This is a genomic window from Sphingobium indicum BiD32 (assembly GCF_000382885.1).
In the GTDB taxonomy this organism is placed as follows: Bacteria; Pseudomonadota; Alphaproteobacteria; order Sphingomonadales; family Sphingomonadaceae; genus Sphingobium; species Sphingobium japonicum_C.
Genome location: NZ_CAVK010000061.1, coordinates 84,268 through 106,718, shown reverse-complemented (window position 1 = coordinate 106,718; position 22,451 = coordinate 84,268). Strand labels below are relative to the sequence as shown.

At 60.5% G+C, this 22,451-nt stretch carries 16 protein-coding genes; 12 read left to right on the top strand and 4 right to left on the bottom strand.

Going from position 1 to position 22,451, the window contains the following annotated elements:
* Window positions 1-108: 108 nt before the first annotated feature.
* From EBBID32_RS06885 to tnpC, 5 genes are all read left to right on the top strand, one after another.
* Window positions 109-969 carry a nucleotidyl transferase AbiEii/AbiGii toxin family protein gene (locus EBBID32_RS06885; protein ID WP_006952878.1) on the top strand — a complete coding sequence of 287 codons (861 nt, stop codon included), beginning with the start codon at window positions 109-111 and terminating at the stop codon, window positions 967-969.
* A gap of 479 nt (window positions 970-1,448) precedes the next feature.
* Window positions 1,449-2,051: an FABP family protein gene (locus tag EBBID32_RS06875; RefSeq protein ID WP_006952872.1), complete on the top strand. Its 603-nt coding sequence runs from the start codon at window positions 1,449-1,451 to the stop codon at window positions 2,049-2,051.
* Window positions 2,052-2,313: 262 nt separating this feature from the next.
* Entirely contained in the window at window positions 2,314-2,682 is a 369-nt protein-coding gene (gene tnpA / locus EBBID32_RS06870) for an IS66-like element accessory protein TnpA (RefSeq protein WP_006952871.1), read from the top strand.
* Window positions 2,679-3,020 carry an IS66 family insertion sequence element accessory protein TnpB gene (tnpB, locus tag EBBID32_RS06865; protein WP_036524680.1) on the top strand — a complete coding sequence of 114 codons (342 nt, stop codon included), beginning with the start codon at window positions 2,679-2,681 and terminating at the stop codon, window positions 3,018-3,020. The genes tnpA and tnpB overlap by 4 nt, the downstream gene beginning before the upstream one ends.
* Before the next feature lie 72 nt (window positions 3,021-3,092).
* Window positions 3,093-4,739 (top strand): IS66 family transposase, encoded by a 1,647-nt coding sequence (gene tnpC, locus EBBID32_RS06860; RefSeq protein WP_006952866.1) that lies wholly within the window; start codon window positions 3,093-3,095, stop codon window positions 4,737-4,739.
* Here tnpC and EBBID32_RS06855 read toward each other — a convergent pair.
* The gene (locus tag EBBID32_RS06855) at window positions 4,718-4,999 is read right to left on the bottom strand and encodes a DUF6429 family protein (protein ID WP_006952864.1); all 282 of its coding nucleotides are present in this window, start codon (window positions 4,997-4,999) and stop codon (window positions 4,718-4,720) included. The genes tnpC and EBBID32_RS06855 overlap by 22 nt on opposite strands.
* 256 nt (window positions 5,000-5,255) lie before the next feature.
* The gene (locus EBBID32_RS06850; protein ID WP_231382129.1) at window positions 5,256-6,080 is read right to left on the bottom strand and encodes a two-component system sensor histidine kinase NtrB; all 825 of its coding nucleotides are present in this window, start codon (window positions 6,078-6,080) and stop codon (window positions 5,256-5,258) included.
* Between the two features lie 628 nt (window positions 6,081-6,708).
* Between EBBID32_RS06850 and EBBID32_RS06845 the strand changes: the two genes are divergently transcribed.
* Both EBBID32_RS06845 and EBBID32_RS06840 read left to right on the top strand, forming a co-directional pair.
* Window positions 6,709-8,292, top strand: coding sequence for an FAD-dependent oxidoreductase (locus tag EBBID32_RS06845; RefSeq protein ID WP_006952860.1), 1,584 nt, complete (start codon window positions 6,709-6,711; stop codon window positions 8,290-8,292).
* Window positions 8,293-8,364: 72 nt separating this feature from the next.
* Window positions 8,365-8,940: a hypothetical protein gene (locus tag EBBID32_RS06840; protein ID WP_006952858.1), complete on the top strand. Its 576-nt coding sequence runs from the start codon at window positions 8,365-8,367 to the stop codon at window positions 8,938-8,940.
* 221 nt (window positions 8,941-9,161) lie between these two features.
* On the opposite strand, the gene EBBID32_RS24015 is transcribed toward EBBID32_RS06840, so the two are convergent.
* Complete coding sequence (locus tag EBBID32_RS24015) at window positions 9,162-9,320, bottom strand: hypothetical protein (protein WP_156022486.1); 159 nt, start codon at window positions 9,318-9,320, stop codon at window positions 9,162-9,164.
* Between the two features lie 193 nt (window positions 9,321-9,513).
* On the opposite strand from EBBID32_RS24015, the gene EBBID32_RS06835 reads away from it, so the two are divergent.
* The 4 genes from EBBID32_RS06835 (at window position 9,514) to EBBID32_RS06820 (ending at window position 20,223) form a co-directional block, all read left to right on the top strand.
* Entirely contained in the window at window positions 9,514-10,203 is a 690-nt protein-coding gene (locus EBBID32_RS06835) for a sigma-70 family RNA polymerase sigma factor (protein ID WP_006952855.1), read from the top strand.
* A 236-nt stretch (window positions 10,204-10,439) separates the two neighbouring features.
* Entirely contained in the window at window positions 10,440-18,791 is an 8,352-nt protein-coding gene (locus EBBID32_RS06830) for a GH36-type glycosyl hydrolase domain-containing protein (RefSeq protein WP_231382128.1), read from the top strand.
* Window positions 18,792-19,517: a 6-phosphogluconolactonase gene (locus EBBID32_RS06825; protein ID WP_051093295.1), complete on the top strand. Its 726-nt coding sequence runs from the start codon at window positions 18,792-18,794 to the stop codon at window positions 19,515-19,517.
* A gap of 109 nt (window positions 19,518-19,626) precedes the next feature.
* A complete protein-coding gene (locus tag EBBID32_RS06820) occupies window positions 19,627-20,223 on the top strand; it encodes a uracil-DNA glycosylase family protein (RefSeq protein WP_006952850.1) in 597 nt (198 codons plus the stop codon).
* 23 nt (window positions 20,224-20,246) lie between these two features.
* Here the strand turns inward: EBBID32_RS06820 and EBBID32_RS06815 are convergent, their stop codons facing one another.
* Window positions 20,247-20,549 carry a hypothetical protein gene (locus EBBID32_RS06815; protein ID WP_006952849.1) on the bottom strand — a complete coding sequence of 101 codons (303 nt, stop codon included), beginning with the start codon at window positions 20,547-20,549 and terminating at the stop codon, window positions 20,247-20,249.
* Between the two features lie 391 nt (window positions 20,550-20,940).
* Between EBBID32_RS06815 and mgtE the strand changes: the two genes are divergently transcribed.
* Entirely contained in the window at window positions 20,941-22,281 is a 1,341-nt protein-coding gene (gene mgtE / locus EBBID32_RS06810; RefSeq protein ID WP_037489314.1) for a magnesium transporter, read from the top strand.
* Window positions 22,282-22,451 lie beyond the last annotated feature (170 nt).

Genomic DNA, 22,451 nt, shown 5'->3' with positions numbered 1-22,451 from the left:
TCCGTTGCTACTCAACCCCCTACAAGCACAAGACGGTAAATGACTTTCTCCGCTTGCTTGAGCTTGCCGTCCGGCGAGACGGGCCGCCATCACCAGGAACCCTGCCCGATGATTGAGATGCTCCAGAGGAAACTGCGCGACTATGGCGCGACCAACGCCGTCGAGGAGGAGAATGCGACCAAGGAGATCCTCCAGGAGATCGCTCTCTATGCCCTCTGGCGCGCCGACTTTTTCGATGTGGCGCTGTTTCAGGGGGGCACGAGTTTGCGCATTCTGCATGCCCTCCCCCGCTTCTCGGAGGATCTCGACTTCCTGCTCCGCGCACCCGACCCCGATTTCCAGTGGTCCCCCTACCTTTCGGCGCTCGTAGACATCTTCGGTCAGTTCGGGCTTAAGCTGGACGCGCAACCCAAGGACAAAATGGACAGGGTGGTGCGCGAGGCCATCCTCAAGGACGATTCAATCGCAAGCCAGCTCAATCTGAGTTTCGCCGGATCAGGACGCGCCAAAACGATCAAGATCAAGCTTGAGATAGACACCAATCCGCCAGCGGGCTCCGGTGAGGGGGCGACCTTCCTCGATTTTCCCGCCGACTATGAGGTGCGGCATCAGGATCTTCCTTCCAATTTCGCGCTCAAGATCCACGCGCTGCTCTGCCGACCCTATCTGAAAGGCCGCGACTGGTTCGACTTCTCCTGGTATGTCGCAAATCGCACATCTCCAAATCTCCCGCTCCTTTCTGCCGCTCTGCGCCAGGCGGGGCCGTGGCAGCATGAGCTTGGTCTTTCGATCGACGACGCGTGGGTAATCGCAACTTTGAAGGCGAAGATCACCTCGATCGACTGGGATGCGGCGGCGGCCGATGTAAGCAGATTCCTGCGTCCGGCCGAGGAGAAGTCGTTGAGCCTGTGGAGCGAGCGCTTCTTCCACGCCAAAGTCGATCAGCTTGCAAATAGCATGCTCAGATGATGGCCAGCTACGGGCACCGGGTTGAGGGCAGCTCTGGAACATTGGTTTGATAGGGCAAGATTTCCTACCACTTTCGGTCGGACTCCTTGCGGATCTGCTCGCGGAGATCGAGGGTGCGTGCGACACGCTGGCGGCGTCCAAGGCCCGCTCTATCCAAAAGGAACTCAATGGCTCGTTGAGGGCCGTCGAGCACTATACGCTGTTCCGCGTTAGCGGTTGTGCGAGGCTGCCGACTATGCCTGCTATTGCCCTCCGCAGGTACAGGGGGTGGCATGGGGAGCGGTTCGCGGCAGGTTTCTGTGGTTGTGAGGTGACGCCGGCTCCGATGCTACCGGGCAAAAAAGGCGGAAACGCGCAGCGATGGAAATAAACAGAAGACATGCAAGAAAGTGTTCGCAGGTCTGAAAATCTTTCGTTGATTGTCTCGCGCCTTCAAATGGTAACGTGACCACCAAGCGTAAGAGAAGGAGAAGGTCGCGGTGCCGAACGATATCGCTTATTCGCGCAAACTGGGTCCGCTGACACCACTCGTCGGTGAGTGGGAAGGCAATGTCGGGGTTGATCTTTCCTATCACAATAAGGATGATTGGACGACCGAGACGACCTATTTCGAAAAGGCGTCGTTCAAGCCGATTCCTGTGCAGGAGAACGGTCAGCAAACGCTGTGGGGGCTGAACTATAGCATGACTGCCTGGCGTCACGGCGAGGAGGCCATGGACCCCTTCCATGATGAAATCGGCTTTCTGCTCTGGGATAAGGCGCATGGCGAGCTCATGCGTACAGTGGTATTCGGGCGCGGGATCGCCATCCTTGCGGGCAGCAACGCCAGGCAGGAAGACAAGATCCTGACCTTCGATGCCAAGCCAGGTTCGCCCTGCTACGGCGTTTTGCAGAATAAATATCTTCTTGAGCGCGCCGAAATTCGCGACTTCAAAAGCTGTTTCACGATCAACGACGACGGTACCTTCAGCTATACATCGGACTTGTTGCTAAAGCTCGCCGCCACGGGCACTGAAATGCATCATACCGATCGAAACACCTTGCACCGTGTCAAGCGCTATCATCCGAGTGCCGAGGGCTGACCGGGCAACGATTTACTCGGTAGGGACTTCCCAACGACCGTGGTGCAAGACGAAAATGCGCCTCGGTGCTGGTCCGCATAATCGCCGAGCAGTGCCTTGCCTGGCGCGCTGATCACGGCCGTAGAGCCGGTGCATCGAGATGGACACGTCAAAGAGCGCATTTCAGCTGCATCGTATGTATCCATCCGGCGGGTCCCGCCTTGTCGATGAGGTGAGCGACCGGTCTTAAGCGTGCTCTTAAGAGTGCGCTTAGGAGCGGTCGATGGGGCAGATCACGGTGTTTTCCGGGCCGGAGCGGCGTCGACGCTGGAGCGACGGGGAGCGGCTAGAGATCCTGACCGAGGCCTTCGCGCCCGGCGCTTGCGTCGCCGAGGTCGCGCGGCGGCACGACGTATCGACGGCCCTGGTCTACACTTGGCGGCGTAAACTGCGCGAGGTTCATGCCGAACCGGAGCCTGATGATTTGGCGGCTCCCGGTTTCGCCGCGGCCGTGATGATCGAGGACGAAGGTGTAGCTCACCCCGGTCTGCAGCCCGCAATCGTCATCGACCTGGCACGGGGCAAGCGGATCAGCATCTTTGCCTCGGCATCCCCGGCGCTGGTGGCCTCAGCGTTGAAGGCGCTGCGATGATCCCTTCGGGAGCCCGCGTGTGGATCGCGATGGGCCACACCGATATGCGCAAGGGGATGCAGGGGCTCGCTTTGTTGGTCCAGCAGGGCCTCAAGCGCGATCCCCATGGCGGCGACCTGTTCGTGTTCCGCGGGCGGGCTGGATCGCTGGTGAAGCTGATCTGGCACGACGGGATCGGCATGTCGCTCTATGCCAAGCGGCTCGAGAAGGGCCGGTTCGTCTGGCCGTCGGCGAAGGACGGCATGGTGTCGCTGACAGCCTCGCAACTTGCCTGCCTGCTCGACGGCATCGACTGGCGTAACCCGCAGTATTCCTGGCGCCCCCAGAGTGCCGGATAGGGCGCGCGATTTCTTCACTACCCTCGCATTTTGCGCTTCATTCGGGCGCTTTTCTGTGATTCCATCGCGGTCATGGAAGCAGCCGTTTCGCCCCTTCCTGACGATATCGAAGCGCTCAAGGCGCTGCTGGCGAGTGCGACCCAGCGGGCCAATGAGGCCGAGGCCAAGCTCGCCAATGCCCATGCTCGGGAGAGTGCCACCGAGGCGGTGATCGCACACCTCAAGCTGCAGATCGCTAAGCTGAGGCGCGAGCAATACGCCGCCAGCGCCGAGCGTACCCGCCGGCTCCTCGACCAGATGGAACTGCAGCTCGAAGATCTCGAGGCCGACGCGGCCGAGGACGACGTTGCTGCTGAGGCCGCGGCCGAGAAGACCGCAACCATCTCCGCCTTCGAACGCAAGCGGCCGGCCAGGAAGCCGTTTCCCGAACACCTGCCGCGCGAGCGGGTCGTCGTGCCGGCACCGTGCTCTTGCCCGGCCTGTGGCGGCAGCCGGTTGTCCAGGCTGGGCGAGGACATCACCGAGACGCTCGAGGCGATCCCGCGCGCCTGGAAGGTCATCCAGACCGTGCGCGAGAAGTTCTCCTGCCGGGACTGCGAGGCGATCACGCAGCCGCCAGCGCCCTTCCACGTCGTACCGCGTGGCTGGGCGGGACCAAGCTTCCTCGCCATGCTGCTGTTCGAGAAGTACGGGCAGCACCAGCCGCTCAACCGCCAGGCCGAGCGCTTCGCCCGTGAAGGCGTCCCGCTCAGCACTTCGACGCTCGCCGACCAGGTCGGTGCCACCGCCTTCGCGCTGATGCCGCTCTACCGGCTCATCGAGGCGCACATCCTCGCCGCCGAGCGATTGCATGGCGATGATACGACCGTGCCCGTCATGGCCAAAGTGAAGACCGATACGGCCCGATTGTGGGTCTACGTGCGCGATGATCGACCGTTCGCCGGCGCCGATCCTCCAGCGGCGCTATTCCACTACTCGCGCGATCGGCGCGGCGAACATCCAAGGACGCATCTCGCATCCTGGTCAGGGATCCTGCAGGCCGACGCCTATGGCGGTTACGGCGAGCTCTACGCCCCCGGTCGCTTGCCTGCACCCGTGCTCGAGGCCGGCTGCTTCGCCCACGCGAGGCGCAAGTTCTTCGAGCTGGCCGACGTTGCCAGCGCGGCCCGCAAGAAGAACCGCGGTGAACATGCCGGCATGATCTACCCGATCGCGCTCGAGGCCGTGCAGAGGATCGATGGCCTGTTCGACGTCGAGCGCGCCATCAATGGCAAGGATGCTGCCGAGCGGCTCGCTGCGCGCCGCGAGCTGAGCGCGCCGCTCATGGCCGAGCTGCACGCCTGGCTCACTACCCAGCTCGCCAGGCTCTCGCGCAACCACGACCTCGCCAAGGCCATCAACTACATGCTCCGGCGTTGGGATGCCTTCACCCGCTTCCTGGACGACGGCAGGGTTTGTCTCACCAACAACGCCGCCGAACGCGCCCTGCGCTGCGTGCCGCTTGGAAGGAAGGCCTGGCTGTTCTGCGGATCTGATCGCGGTGGCCAGCGCGCTGCCATCATGTACTCGCTGATCGGTACCGCCAAGCTCAACAACGTCGATCCCCAGGCCTGGCTCGCCGACGTCCTTGCCCGCATTGCCGAGCATCCCGTCAGCCGCCTCGACGATCTGCTGCCCTGGAACTGGAGCGGCCCCGTTCAGCTGCCCGGAGCCGCCTGAGAGTCCTCCCTGCGGGCGAAAAGGCGATAAAAGGCCGCCTCACTGCGCCGGCGTCCTTCTTCCGTGATGACAACTGACTTGGTCTTGCCAACCGGGTCGAGGATAAGATCCTTCTCGTAGAGCCGGCCCATCGCGGCCCAGTCGAATGACTTCCACGCGCGCCAGATCGGAAGCTGACGATCGTCCCTCTGCACCGTCAAAAACATCAACGCCAAAATCGCCTCGTCGATCAGATCGACGTCAATCTGCGGATCATCCATCGGCAGACTCCCGCTGAAACCGGTAACCTACAGCAGCCAGCTCCATTCTTCATGCGGTTCTCACCGGATGGATACCATCGTATGGATTTGGGCATGGATCAAATGGACGGTATACGGGATGGAATTCAGTCCTGATCTCGGATGGCTTGTCACCGGCGCTCACAGTGATCCCCTCGTGCCAGATAGTTCAGGAGACAGGCTGGCTAGGCTCGATGGACGTACGCCGCGGGAAAGCCATCAAATCCACATGACCTCGTCACTGGGGAGTCGCACTGGCGCGCGCCGGAAAGAAGAGGTCGAATACGCTTCCAGCCCCGATCGCACTATCGATTCTCATGAAACCACCAGCCTGCTTCACAAAGGCATCCACCTGCGGTAGCCCCAGCCCGGTTCCGGTTTCGGCCTTGGTCGTAAAGAAGGGATCGATGATTCTGCGCATGACGCTCGCCGACATGCCAGTCCCGTCGTCCTGCACGCGGATTTGGACATAAGCCTCGAGGTTCACGCCGGTAAATGCCGGTTGGGTGACCAAATCTGTGCTGATTTGGATGACTCCACCGTCTGGCATCGCATCTCGAGCGTTGATGACGAGATTCATGATCGCTGCATTGAATTGCGGACGATCGAAATCAAAGTCCGGGACATTGGAACCGAGTTGCAGGATCAGTCGGGTATCGGCACCGGCGGCATACCGCAGAAGTGCTTCCGACTGCCGCAGAGCGTCATTGACGTTTTCGGCATGGACTTCACAGTCATGACCGCTCGTAAAATCCAGCAATCGCGTCGCCATTTTCAACCCGCGATCCACCCCTTCTTGAGCTCCTGCAAGGAATCCATTTGACGCAACCGGGTCAGATTCGTGACGCCTTGCCAAGCTCAGTCCAGCGGAAATCACGGCGAGGATGTTTCTGAAGTCGTGCACGAAGCCACTGCTCATCTGCCCCAAGGCGATCATTCGCTGAATGGCAGAAGCACTCGCTTCCTCAGCGGCAGCTTCTTCGCTGTCTACCGTCGGCAAGTCGCGGACACGATCTGGAGCCTCATGCTCACTTGAGGATTTCAAAGATGTCTCAACCGACATACCGGGGCTCCTCCCTGCCGCTTGGTGCCCAGCGCTATTTGGCGGTCGCATCGTAAGTTGAAAGGTGAACGCAAATTTAAGATAAGTCGAATTAATATTATTATCACTTAGCATCAATATTTTGATGGTTTCGAACGTCATAATCGCCGTGGCTGACGACCTCCTGCCGGTTGCTTCAGCATCAGGCGGACAGCTAGTCCAACCATCGGTTCATGTGTCGGCGTCCATGGTGCCAGGCGCGGTGATGGCATCGGCTTTGGCTTTGCGCAAGACCGTGCCGACGCTGTTACATATCTCGAACTAGGCGGTTCTTTCCGGCCAGCGCCAGGCCTCAATCGCCTGTTCGGCGGCGTTGGTCCTGTTCGTCACTCGGAGTGCAGAACTGGCCAAGGTCGGCCATACGGCCCAGGCTTGGTCTGAAATATGGAACGCGGCAGGCGCCGACGGCGTGCGTCAGATCGCTGTACGTATCATCATGCGATCATGGCACCCCGTGACATCCGGACGGGTCATCAATTCCCGGGAACCAATCCGGCCGATCGTTATCAATAGTAGAGGGAGCCAAGCGGCGCCTGCTTGCGTGACTGGGCTGTCAGGCGAGTGCGCCAACAGCGCGAAGGAGTATCGCATGACCACCGAAACGCCCGCCTTGTCCGGACCCGATCTTAGCCTCGGAGTCTCACTTGCATCGCTGCCGGAGGGAACCATGCTCCAAGGACATTCGGGGGGTGACGCTGTCTTGCTTGTTCGACGTGGGGGCCGCCTGTTCGCGGTTGGCGCCTTTTGCACGCATTACGGAGCGCCGCTCGCCGATGGGGCTCTTGTTGATGAGACCATCCGGTGCCCATGGCACCATGCTTGTTTCGACCTGCGCACGGGCAGCGTGCTTCGCGCACCGGCTCGTGATCCCCTGCGGCGTTGGCGCGTGGAGGAGGTCGGCGATATCGCTTTTGTCCGGGAAGAGCTCCACGAGCCGGAGGCGCCTGTACTGGCAGGCGAGGCCGGGGTGCCAGCATCGGTTGTCATTGTCGGCGGCGGCGCGGCCGGCAATACCGCTGCAGAAACCCTTCGGAGGGAGGGCTATACTGGGCCGATCACGATGCTGAGCGCTGACGATGCCCTACCGTGCGATCGGCCAAATCTATCCAAGGGTTATCTGGCTGGCGCGGTCCCCGAGGATTGGATCCCGCTTCGATCAATCGAATTCTATCGCGAGCACAAAATCGATCTGCATCTGAACGCGCTGGTGACCAGCCTCGATCTGGCGGCTCGGCAGGTGATCTTGGCGGACGGAAGCCGCTATCCCTATGATGCTCTCCTGCTTGCTACCGGCGCCAGGCCTGTGCAGCTCGATATCCCCGGTGCGTCCCTCGCGCATGTCCACTATCTGCGCACCGTATCCGACAGCCGCAATCTGGTCGCAGCCGCAACCTCGGCGAAGAGCGCTGTCGTGATTGGCGCAAGCTTTATCGGTCTTGAGGTCGCCTCTTCGCTTCGGGCCCGTGGGATTGACGTGCATGCAATCGGCCGTGAGGCGGTTTTGATGGAGGCCGTCCTGGGGCCGCAGATAGGCAGGTTTCTGCAGACCTTGCACGAGAGCCACGGCGTCACCTTCCATCTCGAAACAACGGCTACCGAGATCGATGACGAGGGGGTGACGTTGACGAATGGCGAAAAGATCGCTGCCGACCTGGTCGTTATCGGCGTGGGTGCGCGCGCTGAGACGGCGCTGGCCGAGGAAGCGGGCCTGGCCATTGATCATGGCGTGCTGGTGAACGAATATCTTGAAACGAGTAGGCCTCATGTGTTTGCGGCGGGGGATATCGCGCGGTGGCCGGACCCGCTCACCGGCGAGACAATTCGCGTCGAACATTTTGTCGTGGCCGAGCGTCAGGGCGAAACCGCGGCCCGAAACATTCTCGGACGCCATGAGCGATTTGCGGCAATCCCCTTCTTCTGGACCGAGCAATATGATCTTGGGATCGCTTATGTCGGTCATGGCGCGGGCTGGGATGCGATCGAGGTAGATGGCGACCTGCAGGAGCGAATTTGTTCGATCATTTTCAGGCGCGGCGGGAGGAAGGTTGCAGCAGCATTCGTCCACCGTGATCTCGAAGGCCTGTGCACTGAACTCGATTTTGAACGGTCGATCGTTCGGCGAGAAGGCAGGCCGGACCCAGGCGGTTCGGCCTTGCTGCCAATGGGCGACTAAAACCTGACGGCTGCAGAGGGGTGCATATTATCGATGGCCGCGCCCAAGATGCCAAGATTTGGAGGAACAATCATGGGAATTGATCAGGCGTCAGGTGCGCTGCGGGAAGCGGTAGGTATTTTCCACAGTCACCGAGGACTTCAGGATGCGATCGACGAGCTGCTGAGCTCGGGCTTTCACCGCGCCGAACTCAGCTTGTTGGCAAGCGAGCGCGCCGTGGAGGAGAAGCTGGGCCATCGATATTCCAGGGTAGATCTGCTGGCAGACGATCCCGAGGTGCCACGCACGGCCTTTGTATCGACCGAGGCCATTGGCGACGCGGAGGGCGGGATCATTGGCGGGCTCGTCTATGTGGGGGCACTCGCCGCGGGATGCGTCATCGTGGCGACAGGAGGGAGCTTGCTCGCTGTTATTGCTGGCGCAGGATTGGCCGGTGGCGCCGGCGGTCTTGTTGGCTCGATGCTCGCCAACAAGCTTGGCAACCATCATGCAGAGTATCTTGAGGAGCAGATTGTACGAGGCGGTCTGCTCTTATGGGTACGCGTCCGGGACCCGCTCCATGAAGAACGGGCGATGGCGATCCTCAGGAAGCATTCCGCAGACAAGGTTCACACCCACATATTGCTGCGCGACGTTGAGGATACCTGACCGGACTGCGCGGCTCATTGGTATGGGCCATCAAAAGCCCTGCGAGCGAAGTTCTCGGTGCCGATCCGGGGCTGAACGCGTCGACCAGATTGTGATTGGGCAGCATCAGACCGGTCGGTCGTGCCTGTCCATTAAGCTGGTCATCATGTTGGGCGGTGCGGAACCATCGGGGTTTTCCCGTGACGGAGCCAGCGCACGAGTTCGTATCAATTAAATTGGTCTCAAATAACAATTATATTCTCTTGCTTCATATTAATGGCGGGGCGATCATGACGCTCCGGCAAAAGCTCGGCGGCGCCTGCCCAAGCATTCGTGGCGCTCTCTCTGAGAAAACCAAGCGATCGGAACAATGTTGGCAATATAATGACGGGTTTCTTCATTGTCTGTCGCCTGCGAATCCATCCAGGCAGGAGCATCGTCCAAGTGTTGAGCGGTGTGGGCGTCATGATCCCAGCGATGACAGAAAGTATGATCTGACGTGGAATCAGGCCTTCGCAACCTTCTGTGCCGGATGAGCGTTTGAAAGGAGGCCGCCGTGTTTGGATTATGCTTTGGGATAATTGGGGAAATGGTGTGAACGCCAAGACCCCGCCTCTTCCTGAAGCGCATTCCGGCCTTGGATTGGGGACAGAAGCCGAGCGCGTTGACTCAACGACGCTGGGTTTTGTCATGCAACGCAATCATCAGCGTCTGTTTCGGGCTGCATGGCGGATCGTAGGCAATCGCGAAGACGCCGAAGACGCGGTGCAAAGCGCTTATCTTAGCGCCATTGCGGCAATTGGCAGCTTCGAGGGACGAGCTACGCTTTCGACTTGGTTGACCCGTATCGTCATCAACGCGGCTCTTGCACAGGCCAGGAGTCTCCGCCGACGTCGGGTATGGCTCGAAAAGCACTCCGCCAGCCTGATTGAGGATTACAACGAATACCTGATGCGCGGGTCGATGTCGGGATCGCCTGAGCATGCTTTGGCATGCCGCCAGATCAAGCGGTTCATCGACGATGCGATCGATCGGTTGCCGGCACAATTCCGTACGGTCTTCGTTTTGCGACAAATCGAAGGATGCGATGTTGGCGAGGTCGCCCAAACGCTCGGCATCAACACCGCTACCGTCAAGACCCGGCACTTTCGTGCACGGCGGAGACTTCATCGCGCGTTCGTGGGCAAGTTCGGGAGCGCACTGTCCGATATTTTGCCGTTCGCTGGCGAAGCTCGCGACCGATCTGACGGTCGATCGTCGGGGGGCACACTACACGGCGCCTGACGCGACGCCCGAAGGAGGATTGCATGAGCCAAGATCGCAGTGGCACTGTTCCAACGCATCCTTCCGCGTCGAGCTTGGGCTTCAGGCATCTGCTGGGCCGCGCGGCCTCCAGGTCACCTTGGGACGATACGGCCGCCATTCGCGAGGTGATCTTCAGCGTCGAACGCATGGAAGAGCATGCTCGGAGTCTGGCGCGGGCGCAGGCGGTCAAGTCGCATCACCAATTGGGTCATCCTTTGCTCGATCGCCTGGCGGCGAATGAAACAAGCCTTATCCAATCCTATCGAGCGATCATGGCGGCCGTCGTCGACAAGGCGGCCATCACCCCGGCTGCGGAATGGCTCATCGATAACTTCCATCTTGTGGAGCGTCAGATTCGAGAAATTCGGTTAGACCTCCCGCCACGCTATTACCGACAATTGCCCAAGCTCGCCGATGGTCCTTTCAAAGGCCTGCCGAGAGTATTCGGCCTGGTCTGGGCCTTCGTTGCGCATACCGACAGCCGGTTCGACAGCAACATCTGGTGCGCGTATATCCATGCCTATCAAGAGGTGCAGCCACTGACGATCGGTGAGCTATGGGCTTCGGCAATCACCTTGCGCATCATTTTGATAGAGAATTTGCGGCGTATCGCAGAACGGATCGTCTACAGCCGCGACGAACGTCGCATCGCCGATGAAATTGCGGACAAGCTGTTGAGCGCTTCTACCTCCGACCAGCCGGAAGTGGACTTCATTGATGAACTCGGCCCAGCGGCGCCTTCCGATGCGCTGGCGCTGCAACTGATCCATCGATTGAGGGATCAGAGCCCGGCCCTTACCGCCATGCTCGATCAGCTCAACGAGCGGCTCGCCGAAGATGGACGGTCGTCGGACAGCGCCATCCATGACGAGCAACAAAGGCAAATCGCGGCCAATGTGACGGTGCGTAACATCATAACAAGCATGCGCCACATCTCCGATGTGGACTGGGCAGTTCTCTTCGAACGCGTCTCGCTGGTCGATCGCGTGCTCGCCGAGAACTGCGATTTCGCTGCGATGGATTTTCCCACGCGCAACCTCTATCGCACGGCGATCGAGCAACTTGCCCGCGGGTCGAACCGTGAAGAGTTGGATGTCGCGCGCCGCGCTGTCTCTGCCTCGGCAGAGGCGGCCGAACGGCGGCGAAAGGATCCCGGCTATTATCTGACTGCCGAAGGTCGCGCGGGTTTCGAAGCCGCTCTCGGCTTTCGCCCTTCCTGGTGGGGGATGGTTAGCCGGGCGTACCGGGCCCTCGGCGTCGGCGGATATGCCGGAGCTGGAGCGCTCGTCGCTCTGTTATTGTTGGGCTTACCCGTCATTTTCCATGTTGAGGCCAACATGGGCTGGCTATTGCTAGCCGTGCTCGGACTCCTGGGGTCGGTGCCGGCGATCGATTCGGCGGTGTCGCTTGTGAACCAGATCGTGACCCGCCAATTCGGTGTGACTCAGGTACCCGGTCTCGAGCTTCGCGGAGGGGTACCCGCCAGCTTGCGCACCCTGGTGGTCGTGCCCACCTTGCTGACCCGGCCCGAAGCGGTTCTCGAGCAGGTCGAGCAACTGGAAATCCATCATCTCGCAAGCGTGAACGGGGACATTCAGTTCGCGCTCCTCTCCGATTGGGCCGATGCCGCAAGCGAGACGGTCGAGGGCGACGAGGCGCTGTTGCAAACGGCCATCGATGCCGTCGCACGCCTGAATAGACAGTACCCGCCGGCGCCCGCCGGGGACAGATTCCTGCTGCTCCACCGCCGCCGTGTCTGGAATGAGAGCCAACGCCAATGGATCGGTTGGGAACGCAAGCGGGGCAAGCTGCATGAGCTCAATCGCCTGCTCGGCGGCGCTGAAGATACCACTTTCATGATGCTCGACGGACACCCGCCAGCAGGTCCCGCGGGCGTGCGCTATGTCATTACTCTGGATGCGGATACCCGCCTTCCTCCAGATACCGTCCGGCGGTTGATCGGCAAGATGGCGCATCCATTGAACCAACCGGTTGTCGATCCCGCCAGGCGCAGGGTCGTCGAAGGGTACGCCATCCTTCAGCCGCGTGTAACACCGAACCTTCCGATCGGAGAGGAAGGGTCGGCTTATCAGCGAGCCTTTTCCAGCCCGAGCGGCATCGATCCGTATTCCGCAGCCGTATCCGATGTCTATCAGGATCTGTTCGGGGAAGGATCATATGCCGGCAAGGGCATCTATGCGGTCGAGGCTTTCGAGGCTGTTCTGGCCGATCGCGTCCCTGACTCGACCCTGCTCAGCCACGATCTGTTCGAAGGCGTGTTCGCCCGCACAGGCCTCGCCTCCGACGTCGAAGTCGTCGAATCTTTCCCGGCCCGCTATGACGTCGCATCGTTGCGGTACCACCGCTGGGCTCGTGGCGACTGGCAATTGCTACCCTGGGTTCTGGGCTGGAGCGCGCTCCTTGGGACGTCCCGGCGCATGCCCGCTGAGATGCCCGCTAGCGGCCGCTGGAAAATGGTCGATAATTTGCGGCGGTCAATCACGCCTTTGACCTGTGTTCTTGCGCTTGTCGCGGGCTGGGCGTTGCCGTTCGAAGCCGCTCTGGTCTGGACGCTCTTCTTCCTGGCGACCATCGCCTTGCCGAGCTTCTCCCCGGTCCTGGCCGCGGTCTGGGCCCGTCATCCCGGGATCCCGGCCCGCGCCCATTTTGCGAGATTCCTGTCCGATCTGGGCAGTGCGTTCTCGCAGACCTTCCTCATCATCATACTTCTCGCGCATCAAGCGTGGTTGATGGCTGATGCCGTCATTCGCACACTGCTTCGTCTGTTCGTCACCCGGCGAAATCTCCTGCAATGGACACCCGCAGCACAGGCGACGATCGGCCGCGATCCCACCCTTGGCGCATATTACCGGTGGATGGCGGGTGCCGCCATGACCGGCGCGGCTGTTATCGCAGGCACGCTCTATCTCGGCGATAGGACAGTATATCTGGCCGCGCCTTTCGGGTTTCTCTGGATCATTTCCCCCGCTGTCGCGCGATGGGTAAGCCGGCCGTCGCGTGCGGTCACGGAGCGTCCGTTGACCGACACCGATCGGCAGGCGCTCCGTTTGACCGCGCGGCGAACATGGCGCTATTTCGAGACCTTCGTAACGCCAAGCGATCACATGCTTCCGCCGGACAATTTCCAGGAGGTGCCATCGCCCGTCCTCGCGAGACGTACCTCCCCGACCAACATCGGCCTCTATCTCTTGTCCACTGCGAGCGCGCACGATTTTGGCTGGATGGGGGCGCTTGATACGGTCGAACGGCTCGAGGCGACGATGACGACGTTGGCCCAGCTTGAGCGATATCGCGGCCATTTCTACAATTGGTACGATACGCAAAATCTGCGTGTGCTCGACCCCCAATATGTGTCGTCGGTCGACAGCGGTAATCTTGCAGGTCATCTCATCGCGCTGGCCGGTGCCTGCGAGGAGTGGTGCACGCGACCCCAGGAAGATGCCAGGCGGCTCTCCGGCATTGTCGATACGCTGTCGCTCGTCCGGGAAGAGGTCGAAACGCTGCGGGATCGTCGTCGCACTGAAACAGTGACCTGGCGCCAGCTCGATGAGGCACTCGCACTCATTCGCGCGCAATTGAGCGCGCCTGCAGTGGACCGAGAACCGCTCGGGGCCCTGCTCGACCGGCTTGCGCATCCCGCCGAACTCCTCGTCGATCTGGCCAAAGCCTTCGCGGTGGAGCGGGGCGAGGATGCCACAGACATCCTCTTCTGGGCGCGAGCGATGTGCCGTACGATTGCCAGCCATCAGCGCGACGCTGGCGCCGGCGACGAGCTCACGGCGCGCTTGTCGGCGGTCGCCCGCGCGGCGCGCGAGAGCGCATTGGCGATGGAGTTTGGTTTTCTATTGAATGACGAGCGCGAGTTGCTTTCCATCGGCTTTGTGGTTCGCGACGGCGCACTGGATGAAAGCTGTTATGACCTGCTGGCTTCAGAGGCCCGGCTGGCAAGCTTCTTTGCCATCGCCAAAGGCGATCTGCCTGCGCGGCATTGGTTCCGCCTCGGACATGGCGTCATTCCCGCCGGCGGCGATGCGGCCTTGCTGTCCTGGTCCGGCTCGATGTTCGAATATCTCATGCCAGCCTTGATCATGCGTGCGCCGAGCGAAAGCATCATAGGACGGACCAATCGCGCGGTAATCAAGAAGCAGATCGAATATGGCAGGAGCCTCGCCACGCCGTGGGGCATATCCGAGTCAGCCTACAATGCGCGCGACCTGGAGCATACCTATCAATATTCCAATTTCGGCATCCCTGAACTTGGTCTCAAGCGGGGACTGGGCGAAGATGCCGTCATTGCGCCTTACGCAACAGCGCTCGCGGCAATTATCGATCCGGTCGCCGCGACGCGGAATTTCTCACGGTTGGCCGCTTACGAGGCCCGCGGGCGCTTCGGATTTTTCGAGGCACTCGATTTTACGCCGCGTCGATTGCTGGACGATCAGAAGGTCGCGGTCGTTCACGCATTTATGGCCCATCATCAGGGGATGACGGTGGTCGCCATCGCCGACGCCCTGCTCGGCGGATTGATGCGCGAGCGCTTCCATGCAGAGCCGATCATCCGCGCGGCCGAACTGTTGCTCCATGAACGAATGCCGCGTGAGGTCGCTAGTGCGCCTTCATGGACAAGCGATGTGAAGTCCAATGCCCGCATCCGCGAGTTCGAAGCATTGGCGGCATGGCGGAATGCCGACCCGCATGCCGCCTCGCCTGCTACGCATCTGCTCTCCAACGGCCGTTACAGCGTTATGCTCACTGCGGCCGGATCGGGCTATAGCCGCTGGCGGGATCTCGCCGTGACCCGTTGGCGCGAGGACGCAACTTGTGACGACTGGGGTTCGTTCATCTATTTGCGTGACGTGGAGAGCGACCTGCTATGGTCCGCAACCTACCAGCCGACGAGCGCTCAACCCGATCAATACTCAGTAGCCTTCAGTGAAGAGCGAGCGACATTCTCACGCCAGGATGGCGATCTTCACACAACGCTTGAGGTGGTGGTCTCGACGGAAGACGACGCCGAAGTCCGCCGTCTGACGCTTGCCAACAACGGCCGGCGACCAAGAGAGATCGAAGTCACATCCTATGCCGAAATTGCCATCGCCCCCCAGGCGGCAGATGCTGCCCATCCGGTCTTCTCGAAACTCTTTGTCGAAACCGAATATGTGGCGCGCTTGGGCGCGATCCTCGCCACCCGTCGCCGCCGATCGCCCGATGAGCCCGAGATTTGGGCGGCGCATCATTCGGTCGCATCGAACGAAGGGGTTGGAAAAGCGGAGTTCGAGACCGACCGAGCCCGCTTCCTCGGCCGCGGACTCGGGGTTCGAACCCCGGCCTCTGTGATCGATGGTCGCCTTCTCTCACGCGCGACAGGCGCGGTGCTCGATCCTGTCTTTGTCCTGCGTCGACGGGTGCGCCTGGCCCCCGGTGCGGCCGTACGCATCGATTTTTGGACATTGGTGGCGGAAACAAGGGACGATCTGATCGATGCCGTCGACAAGACCAATGATATCAGTGCCTTTGAACGGGCAGTGACCCTCGCCTGGACGCAGTCTCAGGTGGAACTCCACCATCTTGGCATCGATCGGGGTGAGGCCGGCGCGTTCCAGCGTCTCGCGGCACATCTCATCTATGCCGGCCCGGCGCTGAGGCCATCATCGGAGGTGATCGTCCGCGGCGCCGGGCCGCAATCGGGCCTTTGGCCGCAGAGCATTTCGGGCGACCTGCCGATCATCCTGCTTCGCATCGCGAATGTCGAGGATATCAGGATCGTGCACCAATTGCTTCAGGCTATGGAATATTGGCATGCGCGTCGGCTTGAGGTGGATCTCGTCATCCTCAATGAACGAGCTTCCTCTTACGTCCAGGACCTGCAAACCACGATCGAGACTGTCTTGCGCACGAGCCAGGCTCGCCAGCCGGCATCCGAGGGGGTGACAGGCCAGGTGTTCGTACTGCGCGCTGACCTGGTGCCCGCCGAAACAACCGCATTGCTGGCATCGGCCGCGCGGGTACGGCTTACGGGCGACGGGGGCGGGCTTGCCGAGCAGCTGGGCCGGCTCAAGGAGCCGGCCGCCCCTGTGCGTGCAGCGCAAAACGCGATGGGACGTAGGCGGCAACCGCGCGTCGCAACCGGTCCTGAACTGGAATTTTCCAATGGGATCGGAGGGTTTGCCGACAAGGGCAAGGAATATGTCATCACTCTCGGACCTGGCCAGTCCACTCCCGCGCCCTGGATCAATGTCATGGCCAATCAGGGTTTCGGATTTCAGGTTTCGGCCGAAGGCTGTGGTTTCAGCTGGTCGGTCAACAGCCGGGAACATCAGCTGACCCCTTGGTCGAACGATCCGGTGACCGACCGTCCCGGAGAAGCCATCTACCTGCGGGATGAGGATAGCGGTGACCTCTGGAGTCCGACAGCGCTACCCATACGCGACGACTCCGGTATCTATGTTGCCCGGCACGGTTGGGGTTACAGCCGGTTCGAGCATGAAGCGCACGGCATTGCGGCTGAACTGCTGATGTACGTGCCCGTGGCGGATCCGATCAAGATCACGCGGATCAAGTTACGCAACACAACGAGCAGACAGCGGCGTCTGTCGATCACAGCCTATGTCGAATGGGTGCTTGGCACCGCCCGGGCGGCTTCAGCTCCATATGTTGTCACCTCGATTGACCCAGAGACGAGCGCGATGTTCGCACGCAATCCGTGGAATGCGGCTTTTGCCGGTCGCGTAGCATTTCTCGATCTTGGGGCGCGGCAAACGAACTGGACGGGTGATCGCCGCGAGTTCATCGGCCGCAATGGCTGTCTGTCGGACCCCATTGCCCTGGCGGCAAGCGCTCCGCTCTCCGGGGCGGTCGGGGCTGGGCTGGATCCATGCGGCGCGATGGGCACGATTGTCGATCTCGGACCGGGCGCCGAAACCGAAATCGTGATCCTGCTGGGCGATACCGATGGCGCGGAACAGGCCTCCGCGCTGATCGCCCGCTATCGCGATGCGGACCTGGACAGTGTGCTTGCCGAGGTTTGCGGGCAATGGGAGGGTTTGCTCGGCACGGTACAGGTCAAGACGCCAGACCGCTCGATGGACATCATGCTCAACGGCTGGCTACTCTATCAGACAATCGCCTGTCGTCTCTGGGCGCGTTCTGGCTTCTATCAGGCAAGCGGAGCTTACGGTTTTCGCGATCAGCTCCAGGACGGCATGGCGCTCGCCGCTCTTCGGCCATCCCTGACCCGCGAGCATTTGATCCGCGCTGCGGGCCGTCAATTCCCCGAGGGTGATGTGCAACACTGGTGGTTGCCGCATTCCGGACAAGGCGTTCGCACCCGGATTTCCGACGACAGGCTCTGGCTTGCTTATTGCGTCGCCCATTATCTTGAGACGACTGGCGACGCCTCGTTGCTCGAAGAGGAGATTGCCTTCCTGGAAGGGCCGGGTCTGAAAGAAGATCAGCATGACAGCTTCTTCACACCGATTGTTTCAGAGCGCATGGCCAGCCTTTATGAGCATTGCGCGCTTGCGCTCGATGCGAGCCTCGCTCGCGGGGTTCACGGCCTCCCCCTGATCGGCGGGGGCGACTGGAACGACGGCATGAATCGAGTGGGGGAGCAGGGCAAGGGAGAAAGCGTGTGGCTGGCCTGGTTGTCGCACATGTCCCTCACCAGCTTCGCGGCGATAGCGCAGGCCCGGGGCGAAACCGAGCGTGCTTCCACATGGCGTGAAGAGGCCTCAAACCTGCAAAAAGCGCTTGAACGTGAAGCCTGGGACGGGAGTTGGTATCGGCGGGCGTGGTTTGATGATGGCGTCGCGATCGGTTCGGCGGCAAACGACGAATGCCGGATCGATACAATCGCGCAATCCTGGGCGGTCATGTCGAACGTGGCCGACCCCGAGCGGGCGCAGCGCGCCATGGCGGCCGTCGAGCGTGAGTTGATCCGGAGCGACGATGGTCTGGCATTGCTGTTCACGCCGCCCTTTGATCGGACTGCTCACGATCCCGGCTACATCAAAGGTTATCCGCCTGGCATCCGCGAGAATGGCGGGCAATATACCCATGGTGCCATCTGGTCGATCATCGCGTTCGCCCGCCTCGGCGAAGGCGAGAAAGCATCTGGGCTCTTCACGATGCTCAATCCGATCAACCACGCCAGAAACCGCTCGGACCTGCGTCGCTACAAGGTGGAGCCTTACGTCGTGGCAGCTGACGTATATGCGGCGCCAGATCATCTGGGGCGAGGAGGCTGGACCTGGTATACGGGCTCTGCGGCATGGCTATACCGGGCTGGGTTGGAAGAGATATTGGGCTTGCGGATGCGCGGGTCGTCGCTCCATCTGGATCCTTGTATTCCGCATGGCTGGCCGGGCTTCGAGATCGCCTTGCGCCGCGGGTCGACGCGCTTCGACATTCGCGTCGCCAATCCTGCCGGTGTCGCAAATGGCATTGCCGAGGCAAGGATGGATGATGTCCGCATTACCGAGCGACCGCTCTGCTTCGACCTGCCGGATGACGGCAAGAGCCATGAAATCCTGGTCACGATGGGGTGAATGATGCCGTGCGCCGCCGGCCATCGGAATGGGATCGCTTGGAAGCTGTTCGATAACGCTGACACTATGGCATGCGCGGTGGCGGACGCTGTGGAATCGATCATAAAGTGCGCGATCGAGGTTCATGGATCGGCGGTTCTGGCGCTTCCAGGTGGGACCACGCCGGTGCCGATTTTTCGGGAGTTGGCCAATCGCAACCTGAACTGGTCAGGCGTAACGTTACTGCCAACCGACGACAGATTGGTGCCGATCGATCATGTGCTCAGCAATGCAGGATTGATCAGGAGGTTTTTCGGCAGCACCGAGGCCAGGCTCGTAACTCTGCTTGATGACGACGACGGTATCGACACCGTCGGCTACTCCGCAAGCAGAACGCTGCGCACGCTTCGTTGGCCGCTCGATCTTGTCTGGCTTGGGATGGGAGAAGATGGCCATACGGCATCGATCCTGCCCGGGCCAGACTTCGAAGCGGCCTTGAACAGATCGTCAGAGCACCGTGCTTGCAGCGTAGTCCCAGATCCGATGCCACTGGAGGCAGCGGTGGCCCGGATCACGCTCACGCGCGCTGCGCTTGTGGCAACCCGCTGCCTGATCCTCACGATCACTGGGGAAAAGAAGCGCCTCGTAGCTGAACGCGCGTTTCGCGAAGGCTGCGCGTCCACCGTGGCGATTGGACGTGTGGTGGCTTGGGCGCAGGCGCCTGCAGTCGTATTCTGGTGCAAGTAAAAGCTGCTTCGCAAGAGCGGTCATCCGAGGCGGGTGTCCCGCGCCGATCGATACAAACGGGAGCGGTCAACCGTTGTCTTGGAGGTGTGCGCTCCCAATATGAGGCTTGATGTCCGAACCGTTAACCGCGTTGCTAGAGGCCATTCGTGCCTGCCGTGCCTGCTCCGACCTGCCGCATGGACCAGGGCCGGTCGTCCAGGCCGGCTATGGCGCGCGGCTGCGGATCATCGGCCAGGCACCGGGGCGCAAGGTTCATGAGAGCCGTGTCCCTTGGGATGACCCTTCCGGTGTGCGTTTGCGTGACTGGCTAGGACTGAGCATCGACGAATTTTATGATCCGGAAAATGTTGCGATTATCCCTATGGGGTTCTGTTATCCGGGCAAAGCGTCTTCGGGGGATAACCCGCCGCGATCCGAATGTGCACCGCTCTGGCATCAACGGCTCATGGCACTGCTGCCAAACGTTTCGCTCACCATCTTGATCGGCCATTACGCCCAGGGCTGCTATCTTGGTCGGAACCGTAAAGGCTCGCTGGAAGAGACAGTCCGCGCCTGGCGCGATTATCTTCCGGGAGGTTGGCTGCCGTTGCCGCATCCGTCGCCGCGCAATCGCCCCTGGTTCGCCAGAAACCCCTGGTTCGAGGCGGAGCTCGTACCAGAGGTACGATCTGTTGTCCGTTCCCTGTGTTTTCAGGAGCGGACCTGATGGAGGAACCAAGGGAGTGTCCCCTAGGAAAGAAGCCACGAGAGTAGGCCGACGCCTGCGATCAGCGGCAAGATGAGCGCTAGGACAAGTCGGAACGTAGGTGCGCGGAGCCGGTCACCATGATCTCGATAGAACGCTCCGAGCTTCGCGGAAAATCGATCATCGGCCGTCATCAAGGCCTGTTCGATCACTGGCATGAATGGAATACGCTCGACCAGTTCGTCGAGCTCCCGCTCGTCCAGATCGGGATAACGCAGAATGAGTGCCTCGATCCGGACTGTTGCCTGCGATGATGGCCGGGCATGGGATAAGGCGTAGCTCGCCATGGGAAACCTCCTTGGGTTGATGGCAACACGCCGGTTACACTCGGTTGCCGTGAAGAAATACCTCGTATCAAACGAGTGCAACCGGGGCGGTATGCAGAAAACATAAGGTCTCCTGCCGAGCCATTGGAGCGTTCTTTAATAGCAATATAGGCATTTCTATAAAAATAGCAAATTTCTGCGGAAATATATGCAAGTCATTGCCGTGTAGAATGTGTCAACAATAATTTATCTATATGTAGAAGAATTATGTATGAATGTTGAACGCTCTGGGGTGTTGGCAGTATTTCATAAGATGAATTTTTGCGTTATTTCACAAACTTGATTTTTTTGCTATCACTATCGCCATGATGCGGTCTGACGCCGCTTGAATCGGCAATGGCGGAAGCTTCGAATGCAGCAGACAGTGACTGGCCTCGAGACTCTCCTTGCGAAGGGGGAGCCTGACCAAATTGCACGGGTGCTCATGCATGAACACCCTGCCGATATAGCCGTTGCTCTTCAAGCCATGCCCCCGGAGGAAAGCTGGCGTATCTTACGGCAGGCCGGCCAGCGGCGTGTGGCCGCTATCTTCAGCTATCTCGACCATGCGTGTCAGATGCAGCTCGCGATGATTGTCCCGCGCGCCGATTTGGCGGCAATCGTAACCGACATGCAATCGGACGACCGTGCGGATCTCTATCACGAGTTGTCCCCTGAGCAGCGGGAGGCGCTCATGCCCGCGCTTGCCCAGGCTGAACGGGAGGATATCCGGCGTCTCACCGCCTATCGGGAAGGCACTGCCGGCGCAATCATGACCTCCGATTACGCGGCGCTGCCGTCCGATATCAGTGCGACCCAGGCGTTGAGACTTTTGCGCCGTGAAGCGCCGGCGAAGGAAACCATCTATCGGGCCTACGTGATTGACGATGAGCGCCGGCTGATCGGTGCCGTTCGGCTCGAGGACATCATTACCGCGCCGCATCGCGCGACCATCGCCGATATCATGGACACCAACTTGCATGCGGTCCGCGTTCACGACGATGAGGAGGCTGCCGCCCGCAAAATCGCGCGATACGATATTATCGCCCTGCCCGTCATCGACGATCAGGATCAGTTGGTCGGCATCATTACGCATGACGATGCACTTGATGTCATGGAGGCCGAGGCTACCGAGGACTTCCATCGCGTGGCAACCATTACCGACCTGGATTCCAGCGTGTCCCGGGCAACAGTGCCCATCCTTTATCGAGCCAGGATTTCCTGGCTTATGATCCTCGTCTTCGGGAACATTTTTTCCGGTGCTGGCATCGCCCATTTCGAGGACACGATCGCTGCACATCTGGCGCTCATGTTCTTCCTCCCGATCCTGATTGCATCAGGCGGAAACGCGGGCTCACAATCCTCGACGCTCATGGTCCGCGCGCTTGCCACGGGTGATATCGCCTTGTCCGATTGGGGGAAGGTCTTCGCACGTGAACTGGCGGTCGCTGTCCTGCTCGGCCTGAGCATGGCGGCCGCGATTGCGGTGATCGGGATCTTCCGGGGTGGGCGTGAAATTGCCCTCGTGATCGCTCTTTCGATGATACTGATCGTCATCGTCGGCAGTCTGATCGGCATGTTGCTGCCGTTCATTCTCAGCCGTTTTCGTATGGATCCGGCTACCGCGAGTACCCCGCTCGTCACATCGATCGCCGATGCGACCGGGGTGCTGATCTATTTCAGCATTGCAAGGCTGGTTCTTGCCATGCCTTGATGGGCGTATCCGGATGACCGCGCCGAGTACGCTATGTTAAGCTCCGCTCGTCGTCGGCGGCGGTTATGTTTCTCAGGTTATCTCATCTATAGGCACGGTTGTGCAACTACTTGTCCAGAATTGAGAGAAGGCTTTGAAATTTTGATTATCTTCAGCAGTCATTGAAAGAC

What these genes read in the sequence shown, in the direction of transcription:
- EBBID32_RS06855 (WP_006952864.1), bottom strand. Translation starts at nt 4,999, where the DNA reads ATGGATGATCCGCAGATTGACGTCGATCTGATCGACGAGGCGATTTTG.
- EBBID32_RS06820 (WP_006952850.1), top strand. Translation starts at nt 19,627, where the DNA reads ATGTCCGAACCGTTAACCGCGTTGCTAGAGGCCATTCGTGCCTGCCGT.
- EBBID32_RS06845 (WP_006952860.1), top strand. Translation starts at nt 6,709, where the DNA reads ATGACCACCGAAACGCCCGCCTTGTCCGGACCCGATCTTAGCCTCGGA.
- tnpB (WP_036524680.1), top strand. Translation starts at nt 2,679, where the DNA reads ATGATCCCTTCGGGAGCCCGCGTGTGGATCGCGATGGGCCACACCGAT.
- mgtE (WP_037489314.1), top strand. Translation starts at nt 20,941, where the DNA reads ATGCAGCAGACAGTGACTGGCCTCGAGACTCTCCTTGCGAAGGGGGAG.
- EBBID32_RS06825 (WP_051093295.1), top strand. Translation starts at nt 18,792, where the DNA reads ATGATGCCGTGCGCCGCCGGCCATCGGAATGGGATCGCTTGGAAGCTG.
- EBBID32_RS06815 (WP_006952849.1), bottom strand. Translation starts at nt 20,549, where the DNA reads ATGGCGAGCTACGCCTTATCCCATGCCCGGCCATCATCGCAGGCAACA.
- EBBID32_RS06850 (WP_231382129.1), bottom strand. Translation starts at nt 6,080, where the DNA reads ATGTCGGTTGAGACATCTTTGAAATCCTCAAGTGAGCATGAGGCTCCA.
- EBBID32_RS06840 (WP_006952858.1), top strand. Translation starts at nt 8,365, where the DNA reads ATGGGAATTGATCAGGCGTCAGGTGCGCTGCGGGAAGCGGTAGGTATT.
- tnpC (WP_006952866.1), top strand. Translation starts at nt 3,093, where the DNA reads ATGGAAGCAGCCGTTTCGCCCCTTCCTGACGATATCGAAGCGCTCAAG.
- EBBID32_RS06885 (WP_006952878.1), top strand. Translation starts at nt 109, where the DNA reads ATGATTGAGATGCTCCAGAGGAAACTGCGCGACTATGGCGCGACCAAC.
- tnpA (WP_006952871.1), top strand. Translation starts at nt 2,314, where the DNA reads ATGGGGCAGATCACGGTGTTTTCCGGGCCGGAGCGGCGTCGACGCTGG.
- EBBID32_RS24015 (WP_156022486.1), bottom strand. Translation starts at nt 9,320, where the DNA reads ATGAAGAAACCCGTCATTATATTGCCAACATTGTTCCGATCGCTTGGT.